We start from the raw sequence: 9,636 nt of genomic DNA on the forward strand, positions 1-9,636 counted from the left end.
CCTTGATCCGGGTGGACGGTCGGACCCTGCGGTGCGCTGACGTCGTGACCGCGGCGCGCACCGAGGGACCGTTGAGCATCGACGTCTCGATCGCCGCGCTGCGGGGAGCCGAGCACGCGTGGAAACTCGCCGAAGAACTGAGCACCCGGCGGGTGGTCTACGGCCGGACCACCGGTGTCGGGGCCAACAAGGACGACACCGTCGAAAGCTCCGTCGAGCACGGCCTGCGGTTGCTGCGCAGCCACGCGGGCGGCAGCGGGGACGAGATGCCGCCCGGTCAGGTGCGGGCGATGCTGCTGATCCGGCTCAACCAGCTGCTGTCCGGCCGGTCCGGGATCAGCCCCGAGCTGATCGGCGCGCTGGCCGACGCGGTCCGCACCGGCGCGTTGCCGCTGGTGCACCGGCTCGGCGCGATCGGCACCGGCGACCTGGCACCGCTCGCCGAGGCGGCGCTGGCGCTCACCGGCGAGCGGCCGTGGGTCATCGGCGACGTGCCGCCGGTGGCGGTCCGGGCGGGGGACGCGCTGGCGTTCATGAGCAGCAACGCGGCGACGCTCGCCGAAGCGACCCTCGCCGCGATGCGGCTGAACACGCTGACCCGGGCCAGCCACGCCATCGCGGCGCTGACGTACGTCGCCCTCGACGGCAACCCCGAGGCGTACGCGACGCCGGTGCACGAAGCGCGTCCACACGCGGGGCAGGTCGCCTGCGCGGCCGAGATGCGGCGGCTGCTGGGCATGCACCAGACGCCGAAGCCGGGGCGACGGATCCAGGACCCGTTCGGGCTGCGGGCGTTCCCGCAGGTCCAGGGCCCGGCACTGGACGCGATCCACTACCTGCGGGACGTGCTCGCCGTCGAGATCAACGCGAGCACGGAAAACCCGATGATCTCGACCGTCCACAACGACGCCTACCACCACGCGCACTTCCACACCGCATACGTGTCGACGGCGCTGGACCAGGCCCGGGCGACCGTGCACCAGGTGGCGGAGCTGTCGGTGGCGCGGCTCGGCGACCTGGTGGAGCCGGAGTTCACCGGCCTGCGTCCGTTCCTCGCGGCCGGACCGCCGGGCAGCTCGGGCGTGATGATCCTGGAGTACGTGGCGCACGACGCGCTGACGGAACTGCGGCAGGCGGCCCTCCCGGCCACGCTCGGCACGGCGGTGGTGTCCCGCGGCATCGAGGACCACGCGAGCTTCTCGACCCAGGCGGCCCGCGCGGCGACGGCGGCGTGCTCGGCCTACCAGCAGGTGCTGGCGTGCGAGCTGGTGGCGGCGGTGCGTGCGTTGCGGATGCGGGAAGCCGACCTGGTGGAGCTGCCGGTGCGGGACGCGTTCGACGCAGCGTCGGAGGTGCTGGACGAGAGCCTCGACGACCGGCCGCTCACCGACGACATCGCCGCCGCCATCGGCGTTCTGGAGGAGCTGGCCCGCATCTAGCGTGAACTCGATCCGCCCGTTCCGCCAACAACGGGGCAGATGGCCTCACGACAGGCAGGCGGTTCATGAGTTCACCAGGTGAAGCCGGGGACGACGCGGACGTGATCACCGCGTCGCTCCGGCACCCCGAGCGGTTCGCGGTGGTCTTCGACCGCCACGCCCCGCACATCCATCGCTACCTCGCCCGGCGGCTCGGCGGCCAGGTCGCCGACGACCTGATGGGCGAGACGTTCCTGATCGCGTTCGGCGGACGCGCCCGCTACGACCCGGCGTTCCCGAGCGCGCGGCCGTGGCTCTACGGCATCGCCACCAACCTCGTGGGCCAACGCCGTCGCGAAGAGGCCCGCGAATACCGGCTGCGGGCCGCTCTCGGGCCGCCCGCCGAGCAGGACGGTCACGCCGACCGGGTCGCCGAGCGGGTGACGGCCCAGGCGATGAACGAGCAGCTGGCCGGGGCGCTGGCCGGGCTGGCCCGGCGGGACCGCGACGTCCTGCTGCTGATCGCCTGGGAAGGCCTGGCCTACGAAGAAGCCGCGGCCGCGCTGGCGATTCCGGTCGGCACCGTCCGGTCGCGCCTGAACCGGGCTCGCCGGAAAGTCCGCGCGGAACTGGGGCACGCGCCCGCCGAGGAGGTCTCGAACCATGGATGAGCTGCAACTGCTGCGCGACTTCGCCGGACCCGCCGAGCTACCGGCGCGCGACGACCTGACCCGGAAGCGGGCCGAGTTGCTCGCCGCCGCGGCTCGTCTCCGGCCGCGGCACCGGCGCGCGATGTGGGGCGGGGTCACCGCGGCCGGGCTCGCCGCGGCGATCGCCGCCGTCGTCGTGCTCGCACCGGCGGACGAGATCGCCCGGCCCATCCCGGCTCCCGAGCCCGAACCGGTGCGCATCCTGCACGCCGCGGCCGCGAAGGCGCGCGCCCTGCCGGACGTCACCCCACGGCCGGACCAGTTCGTGTACACGAAGACGCGGCTCGCGGACGGCCGGGAGAACGAGACGTGGGCGTCGGTGGACGGTACCCACGACGGGCTGTCGTTCGTCTTCGGCCACGAGACCTTCGTCGCGGGCTGCCGCGGCGGGAAGAGCCGGTGCGTGCCGCACCCGGCCGCCCCCGCGGACCTGCCCACGGACGCCGACGCCATGCTCGCCTACCTGCACAAGAGCACCTACGGCGAGGGCGACACGCTGCACGACCTCGGTCGCGAGGTCGTCGACCTGGCCGGCGGCCACCTGCGCCCGGCGGTGCGGGCCGCGCTCTACGAGGCCGTGGCGAAGGTGCCCGGCCTGGTCGCCCGCCCCGACGCGAAGGACGCCACCGGCCGGACCGTCTTCGGCATCACCTGGAACAGCACCACCGAGCACGGGATCGGCAACCAGGACGAATTCCTGTTCGACCCGGTCACCTTCGCCTACCTCGGCTCCGGGATGGGCGCGGTGGTGAGCCAGGGCATCGTCGACTCGGTGCGGCAGCGGCCCTGACCCGGAAAGACGTGAAGGCCACCTTGAGGAACTTGTAGTTCCTCAAGGTGGCCTTCACGAACCTTGGCTCAGCCGAAGAAGACTTCGGCTTCCTGGTAGCGCTCGGCCGGGACCGTCTTCAGCTCGGCCGTCGCCTCGGACAGCTTCACGCGGACGATGTCCGTGCCCTTGAGGGCGACCATGACGCCGAAGTCGCCGTCCGCGACCGCGTCGACCGCGTTGAGGCCGAACCGGGTGGCCAGGACGCGGTCGTAGGCCGTCGGCGTGCCGCCGCGCTGGACGTGGCCCAGCACGACCGCGCGGGACTCCTTGCCGGTGCGGTGGGCGATCTCGTCGGCCAGCCAGGTGCCGATGCCGCCGAGGCGGACGTGCCCGAAGGCGTCCTTCTCGCCGGTCAGCAGCTTCTCCTCGCCGCCCTCGGGCAGCGCGCCCTCGGCGACGACGATGATCGGCGCGAACTCCTTCTCGAAGCGGCGCTCGACCCAGGAGACGACCTGGTCGACGTTGAAGTGCCGCTCCGGCACCAGGATCACGCTCGCGCCGCCGGCCAGGCCGGAGTGCAGCGCGATCCAGCCGGCGTGGCGGCCCATGACCTCGACCACGAGCGCCCGGTGGTGCGACTCGGCCGTGGTGTGCAGCCGGTCGATCGCCTCGGTCGCGATGGAGACCGCGGTGTCGAAGCCGAAGGTGTAGTCGGTGGCGCCCAGGTCGTTGTCGATCGTCTTGGGTACACCCACGACGCCGACGCCGTCGTCGGTCAGCCGCTTCGCGACGCCGAGGGTGTCCTCGCCGCCGATCGCGATCAGCGCGTCGACGCCCTGCTCGGCCAGGACCTGCTTGATCTTGTCGACGCCGCCCTCGACCTTGTACGGGTTCGTGCGCGAGGACCGCAGGATGGTGCCGCCGCGGGTGAGGATGTCCTCGACGTCGTTCAGGCCCAGCGGGCGGCTGTCGCCGGTCAGCGGGCCGTTCCAGCCGTTGCGGAAGCCCACGAAGTCCCAGCCGTGCACCTCGATGCCCTTGCGCACCACCGCGCGGATCACCGCGTTGAGCCCCGGGCAGTCGCCGCCGCCGGTCAGCACACCGACACGCATGAGAAGCCTCCGTCTGTTCTCGGGAGATGACAGTCACATTTCGTCGTCCGCCAGAGTAGCGGCTCGCGTCTTGATCGGTGCAGGCCGTACCACCTGCCGGATCGGTCCCCGCCCGGCCTGTGCTACCTTGGCGCCGTGCAGCGCTATTTCTGGTTTACGAAGCCGGCCCCGGGTGGGCACGGCGGCGTGAACCTGCGCTGACCTCCCACCCCGAGCCGGATTTCGAACCGGCTCGGCGAGTCCCCCGCGGGTCGGTGTCCACCAGGAAGGAACACCCCCGCCATGACGCTCTCCGCCGGACCGGCCACCATCGGTGACCTCAGTGATCTCGATGCCGCGCGCACCACGTCGATCAGTCCGCTCATTTCGCCCGCGATGCTGCGCGAAGACCATCCGGTCGACGCCGCCGTCGCGAAGGTGGTGCGCCACGGCCGCGCCGAGACGGTCGACATCCTCGAGGGCCGCGACGACCGGCTGCTCGTCGTGGTCGGCCCGTGCTCGGTGCACGACCCGGAAGCCGCCCTCGACTACGCCCGCCGGCTGGCCGCGAAGGCCGAGGAGCTGCGCGGCGAACTGCACATCGTGATGCGCGTGTACTTCGAGAAGCCGCGCACCACGCTGGGCTGGAAGGGCCTGATCAACGACCCGGACCTCGACGGCACCTTCGCCGTCAACAAGGGCCTGCGGATGGCCCGGAAGCTGCTGCTCGACGTCTCCGAGCTGGGCCTGCCGGTGGGGTGCGAGTTCCTCGACCCGATCACGCCGCAGTTCATCGCGGACATCGTCACGTGGGGCTCGATCGGCGCCCGCACGGCGGCCAGCCAGGTGCATCGCCAGCTGTGCAGCGCGCTGTCGATGCCGGTGGGCATCAAGAATTCGACCGAGGGCGACGTCCAGGTGGCGGTCGACGCGACCCGCGCGGCGGCGGCGAGCCACGTGTTCCCGGGCATCAACACCGACGGACTGGCAGCGCTGCTGACGACGTCGGGCAACCCGGACTGCCACGTGATCCTGCGCGGCCACAACGCCGGCCCGAACTACGACGCGGCCACGGTGGCGGACACGCTGGCGCGGCTGGCGAAGTCGGGGCTGCCGGAGCGGGTGATCATCGACGCTTCGCACGGGAACAGCGGCAAGGACGAGGTGCGGCAGGGCGCGGTGGTGCGTGAGCTGGCCGCGCGGCTGGCGTCGGGTGAGCGCGGGATCGCGGGGCTGATGATGGAGAGCTTCCTGGCCGGCGGCCGGCAGGAGCTTTCGCTGGGGCGCGCGGAGGAGCTGACCTACGGGCAGTCGATCACCGACGCGTGCCTGGCTTGGGACGACACCGCGCCGCTGCTGGACGAGCTGGCCTCGGCGGTGCGGGCGCGCCGCTGAGAGGTCCCCGGCCTGGGGGTCCCCCGGTTCTTACGTTACCGGGGACCCCCGACAGTTCCGGGGTCTGCGGCAGGTCCGGACGTCGCGAATGACTCATTGGGGACGTGCGAGGTCCCGAATGAGTCATTCGCAATGTTCGGGGGCGGGTCAGCGGCGCGGGAAGTAGTTCTCGATGACGTCCCACCGGGCGAGGTTGTGCTTGGCGTCCGCCAACGCGTCGTGCTGGTCGGTGGGGGCCACCGGGAGCTTCGGCTTCCCCGCGTCCTCCCAGCGCTGACGCAGGTCACGCGTGAAGCGCGGCAGCTGCCGGGGCAACGCGGGCATCGGGCCCCACAGCTGGGCCAGCGCGACGTGGTCGTACGCCGCGAACCAGGCCCACAGCTCGATGCCGCCCGGGGGCTTGCCGAAGAACTCCAGCAGGTCGGTGCGGATCTTCTCGCGGCTGCGCCACGCCCGGTCGGCCGGGGACGGCAGCTTGTCCAGGACGTTGTCGCGGACCCACGGCCCCGCCTTCGCCGGGTCGAATTCGGTCGAGACCGCGTAGAACTCCCGGCCCCGCTCGTCCACCACCCCGATCGACACCAAATCGATCGTCACGCCGTCTTCGATGAACTCGGTGTCGTAGAAAAAACGCACTGGTGAACAGTAGTGGGTCAACCGACCTTGGTATCCGGCACCCGGGCCGCGTCGCGCGCAACGGGCTGGGCGGGCACCTTCGGCTTGATCCCGGCCGCCTCCGCCGCCAGCAGTTCCTTGGCCTTCGCCGCGTAAATATCGACGTACTCCTGGCCCGACAGCTCCATCAGGGCGTACATGATCTCGTCGGTGATCGACCGCTCGATGAAGCGGTCGCCGGCGAGACCCTCGTACCGGGAGAAGTCCAGCGGCTTGCCGAAGCGGACCTCGAGGCGGCGGGGCCACCACATCTTCGAGCCGATCGGGTTGACCTTGTCCGTGCCGACCATCGCCACCGGGACCACGACACCGCCGGACTCCAGGGCGATCCTCGCCACGCCGGTCTTGCCCTTGTACAGGCGTCCGTCCGGCGAGCGGGTGCCCTCCGGGTAGATGCCGAGCAGGTGTCCCTCGCGGACCAGCCGGGTCGCCGTGTCGAGCGCGGCCTGGGCGGCGTTGCCGCCGGACCGGTCGATCGGGAACTGGCCGACGCCGGTGAAGAACCACTTCTTGAGCAGGCCCTTGAACCCGGGCTCGGTGAAGTACTCGGACTTGGCCGGGAAGGTCACCTTGCGCTTGACCCGCAGCGGCATGAAGAACGAGTCCGCGACCGCCAGGTGGTTGCCGGCCAGGATCGCGCCACCCGTCTCGGGGATGTTCTCCGCGCCGACGACCTTGGTCGGCCAGAGCGTCTTGAGCAGCGGTCCGAGGAACACCCACTTCATGAGCCAGTACAGCACCGGTGTCTCAGTCCTCCATCGCAGCCGCAGCCCCTGTCCACCCGAGACGAACAGCCTACGAACACCGGCGGCCGCCGCACAACGCAGACCACCCGGTTACCACTTCGGCAGCGATCGATCTCACAGCGAATTCCGGGCCCGGGCGGACCCCCACAAGGTCCGCCGGGCGTGAGAGCATGGACGGGTCCACCGCTCACAGGGAAGGCGATCGCATGGGCGTGCTCGTCGGCGCGGAACCGTTCGGCCACACCGGTTCGGCCGAGACCGGGTTCCTGCTCTGCCACGGGTTCACCGGTACTCCCGCGAGCATGCGGGCTTGGGGTGACCACCTGGCCGGAGCCGGGTTCACGGTGCGCTGCCCGCTGCTGCCGGGCCACGGAACCCGCTGGCCGGACCTCAACCGCACGACGTGGGAGGACTGGTACGGCGCCGTCCGCGAGGCCCTGCTCGCGCTGCTGGCGACGTGCAAGACCGTGTTCGTCGGCGGCCTGTCGATGGGCGGCACGCTCACCCTGCGCCTGGCCGAGGAGTTCGGCGACCGGATCGCCGGGATCGTCCTGGTCAACCCGTCGGTGACGCGGCTGAAGTGGGACACGCGGCTGCTGCCGGTGCTGGGCCGGGTCGTGCCGTCGGTGCCGGCGATCGCGAACGACATCAAGAAGCCGGGCGAGACGGAGCTGGCCTACCCGCGGACGCCGGTGCGCGCGGCGGCGAGCCTGGCGAAGCTGTGGGCGGTCGTGCGCGCCGACCTGGGCAAGGTCACGCAGCCGGTGTTGCTGCTGCACTCGTCGATCGACCACGTCGTCGAGCCGGTGAACTCGCAGCTGGTGCTCGAAGGGGTCTCGAGCACCGACGTCACCGAGGTCGTGCTCGAGAACAGCTACCACGTGGCGACCCAGGACAACGACGCCGAAGTGATCTTCACCCGCAGCGTCGAGTTCGCGAAGGCGCACGCCGCCCAGCCCGAGGAGACCGCATGAGCCGGGGGAAGGACGGGCCGGAGGACGTCGACGCGACGTTTGCCGAGATCGTCGCCGACCTGCGCGCCGACGGGTTCGGGCTCCCGGAAGACGACCCTGCCGACACTGCGGGCACCGCCGGCACCGCGGACGCTCCAGGCACGGCCGACACCGCGGGCGCCGCCGGCGCGGAGCCGGAGTCGCGCAAGACGCCCCGGCGGCCCGTCGAGCCGCCGGCCGTGGAGACTCCGCCGGAGCCCGGCTGGCGGTCCGGGGGCACGTCGTGGGACGCCACGATGTTCTCCGACGACCCGGCGGGCGACGACGAGCACTACATCCCGCCGGAGCCGCCGCCGCTGCCCCGGCCGAAGCTGGGCGCGTTCCTCATCCTGCTGCTGTTCCTGGCCGGGCTGTTCCTGCTGATCCTGCCCGGCGCGATCGGCGTCGGCCCGACGGTGGCGACGCCGCTGGGCATCCTCGCGCTCGCGACGGCGATCGCGCTCCTGCTGCTCCGCGTGCGCCAGGGGCCGCCGCCAGGCGCGGACCCCAGCAACGGCGCCCAGGTCTGACCCGAACGGCGATGCGCATCGAGTTCAGTCCTTCGCGGCGATCGACCGTCGGCGCGGAATGGGAGCTCGGCCTGGTCGACCGCCGCAGTGGCGAGCTGTCCTCGGTGGCCGAGCAGATCCTCGAGGCCGTCCGGCCCGACGGGCAGGCGGAGCACCCGAAGATCAAGCAGGAGCTGCTGCTCAACACGATCGAGATCATCACCGGGGTCTGCGACACGATCGCCGAGATCAAGGCCGACCTGAACGACTCGCTCGACGTCGTGCACGGCGTCGCCGACCCGCTGGGCGTCGAGATGTTCTCGGCGGGGACGCACCCGTTCTCGAACTGGTACCAGCAGAAGGTCACCGACAAGGAGCGCTACGCCAAGCTGATCGACCGGACCCAGTGGTGGGGACGGCAGATGCTGATCTACGGCGTCCACATCCACGTCGGGGTCGACCACCGCGAGAAGGTGCTGCCAGTCCTCGACGCGCTGCTCAACTACGCGCCGCACCTGCAGGCGCTGTCGGCGTCGTCGCCGTACTGGGGCGCCGAGGACACCGGGTACGCGTCGAACCGGGCGCTGATGTTCCAGCAGCTGCCGACGGCAGGGCTGCCGTTCCAGTTCCGGAAGTGGGCGGAGCTGGAGAGCTACGTCGAAGACATGTTCACCACCGGCGTGATCGACAGCTTCTCGGAGATCCGCTGGGACATCCGGCCGTCGCCGAAGCTCGGCACGATCGAGATGCGCGTCTGCGACGGCCTGCCGACGCTGGAGGAGGTCGGCGCGATCGCGGCGCTGACGCAGTGCCTGGTGGACGACTTCGTCAAGCGCCTCGAAGACGGCGAGGTCCTGCCGACGCTGCCGCCGTGGCACGTCCAGGAGAACAAGTGGCGCGCGGCCCGCTACGGCACGGACGCGATCGTCATCCTGGACGCGGCCGGCCGCGAGCGGCTGGTCACCGACGACGTCGTCGACCTGCTCGACCGGCTGGAGCCGGTGGCGCGGCGGCTGGACTGCGTGGCCGAGCTGCGCGACGTCGAGACGATCCTGCGGTACGGGCCGAGCTACCGGCGGCAGCGCGCGGTCGCCGAACAGCACAAGGGCAGCCTCAAGGCCGTGACGGCGTCGCTGGTCGCCGAGATGCGCGACGGGATCCGGAAGGACTAGTACTGCAGGGCGAGATCTTTGTTCGGTGAGGCCGAAGACAGCCTGCCAGGACAATCCTGGACGCCGGTCTGCCGCGGCTGGTCGTGAGTGGTAATTCGGGTTAGAACCCGAATTACCACTCACGACCACCAGCCACGGCAAACGGTGACCTTGTTT

10 protein-coding genes are annotated in these 9,636 nt (G+C 71.3%); 7 read left to right on the forward strand and 3 right to left on the reverse strand.

Going from position 1 to position 9,636, the window contains the following annotated elements; translation table 11 throughout:
* The first annotated feature begins 2 nt into the window (after positions 1-2).
* From ACLJQF_RS20910 to ACLJQF_RS20920, 3 genes are all read left to right on the forward strand, one after another.
* Complete coding sequence (locus ACLJQF_RS20910; RefSeq protein WP_410610860.1) at positions 3-1,439, forward strand: aromatic amino acid ammonia-lyase; 1,437 nt, start codon at positions 3-5, stop codon at positions 1,437-1,439.
* Between the two features lie 65 nt (positions 1,440-1,504).
* Positions 1,505-2,089: an RNA polymerase sigma factor gene (locus tag ACLJQF_RS20915; protein WP_410610861.1), complete on the forward strand. Its 585-nt coding sequence runs from the start codon at positions 1,505-1,507 to the stop codon at positions 2,087-2,089.
* Positions 2,082-2,918: a CU044_5270 family protein gene (locus ACLJQF_RS20920; RefSeq protein WP_410610863.1), complete on the forward strand. Its 837-nt coding sequence runs from the start codon at positions 2,082-2,084 to the stop codon at positions 2,916-2,918. Before ACLJQF_RS20915 ends, ACLJQF_RS20920 begins: the two co-directional genes overlap by 8 nt.
* 68 nt (positions 2,919-2,986) lie before the next feature.
* On the opposite strand, the gene ACLJQF_RS20925 is transcribed toward ACLJQF_RS20920, so the two are convergent.
* Positions 2,987-4,012, reverse strand: coding sequence for a 6-phosphofructokinase (locus ACLJQF_RS20925; RefSeq protein WP_410610864.1), 1,026 nt, complete (start codon positions 4,010-4,012; stop codon positions 2,987-2,989).
* A gap of 282 nt (positions 4,013-4,294) precedes the next feature.
* Here ACLJQF_RS20925 and ACLJQF_RS20930 point away from each other — a divergent pair, with 282 nt between their 5' ends.
* Positions 4,295-5,386, forward strand: coding sequence for a 3-deoxy-7-phosphoheptulonate synthase (locus tag ACLJQF_RS20930; RefSeq protein ID WP_410610866.1), 1,092 nt, complete (start codon positions 4,295-4,297; stop codon positions 5,384-5,386).
* Between the two features lie 147 nt (positions 5,387-5,533).
* Here ACLJQF_RS20930 and ACLJQF_RS20935 read toward each other — a convergent pair whose 3' ends face one another.
* A complete protein-coding gene (locus tag ACLJQF_RS20935; RefSeq protein ID WP_410610868.1) occupies positions 5,534-6,022 on the reverse strand; it encodes a polyadenylate-specific 3'-exoribonuclease AS in 489 nt (162 codons plus the stop codon).
* A gap of 17 nt (positions 6,023-6,039) precedes the next feature.
* On the reverse strand, positions 6,040-6,801 hold the full coding sequence (locus ACLJQF_RS20940; RefSeq protein ID WP_410610870.1) for a lysophospholipid acyltransferase family protein: 762 nt from the start codon (positions 6,799-6,801) through the stop codon (positions 6,040-6,042).
* Between the two features lie 212 nt (positions 6,802-7,013).
* Here ACLJQF_RS20940 and ACLJQF_RS20945 point away from each other — a divergent pair, with 212 nt between their 5' ends.
* The 3 genes from ACLJQF_RS20945 to ACLJQF_RS20955 are packed head-to-tail and all read left to right on the forward strand — an operon-like array spanning position 7,014 to position 9,480.
* Positions 7,014-7,781: an alpha/beta hydrolase gene (locus ACLJQF_RS20945; protein ID WP_410610871.1), complete on the forward strand. Its 768-nt coding sequence runs from the start codon at positions 7,014-7,016 to the stop codon at positions 7,779-7,781.
* Positions 7,778-8,329 (forward strand): hypothetical protein, encoded by a 552-nt coding sequence (locus ACLJQF_RS20950; protein WP_410610873.1) that lies wholly within the window; start codon positions 7,778-7,780, stop codon positions 8,327-8,329. The genes ACLJQF_RS20945 and ACLJQF_RS20950 overlap by 4 nt, the downstream gene beginning before the upstream one ends.
* An 11-nt stretch (positions 8,330-8,340) precedes the next feature.
* A complete protein-coding gene (locus ACLJQF_RS20955) occupies positions 8,341-9,480 on the forward strand; it encodes a glutamate--cysteine ligase (RefSeq protein WP_410610875.1) in 1,140 nt (379 codons plus the stop codon).
* Positions 9,481-9,636: the final 156 nt, after the last annotated feature.

The organism is Amycolatopsis sp. lyj-109, from assembly GCF_046548995.1.
GTDB lineage: Bacteria > Actinomycetota > Actinomycetes > Mycobacteriales > Pseudonocardiaceae > Amycolatopsis.

What these genes read in the sequence shown, in the direction of transcription:
- ACLJQF_RS20915 (WP_410610861.1), top strand. Translation starts at nt 1,505, where the DNA reads ATGAGTTCACCAGGTGAAGCCGGGGACGACGCGGACGTGATCACCGCG.
- ACLJQF_RS20920 (WP_410610863.1), top strand. Translation starts at nt 2,082, where the DNA reads ATGGATGAGCTGCAACTGCTGCGCGACTTCGCCGGACCCGCCGAGCTA.
- ACLJQF_RS20925 (WP_410610864.1), bottom strand. Translation starts at nt 4,012, where the DNA reads ATGCGTGTCGGTGTGCTGACCGGCGGCGGCGACTGCCCGGGGCTCAAC.
- ACLJQF_RS20930 (WP_410610866.1), top strand. Translation starts at nt 4,295, where the DNA reads ATGACGCTCTCCGCCGGACCGGCCACCATCGGTGACCTCAGTGATCTC.
- ACLJQF_RS20945 (WP_410610871.1), top strand. Translation starts at nt 7,014, where the DNA reads ATGGGCGTGCTCGTCGGCGCGGAACCGTTCGGCCACACCGGTTCGGCC.
- ACLJQF_RS20950 (WP_410610873.1), top strand. Translation starts at nt 7,778, where the DNA reads ATGAGCCGGGGGAAGGACGGGCCGGAGGACGTCGACGCGACGTTTGCC.
- ACLJQF_RS20955 (WP_410610875.1), top strand. Translation starts at nt 8,341, where the DNA reads ATGCGCATCGAGTTCAGTCCTTCGCGGCGATCGACCGTCGGCGCGGAA.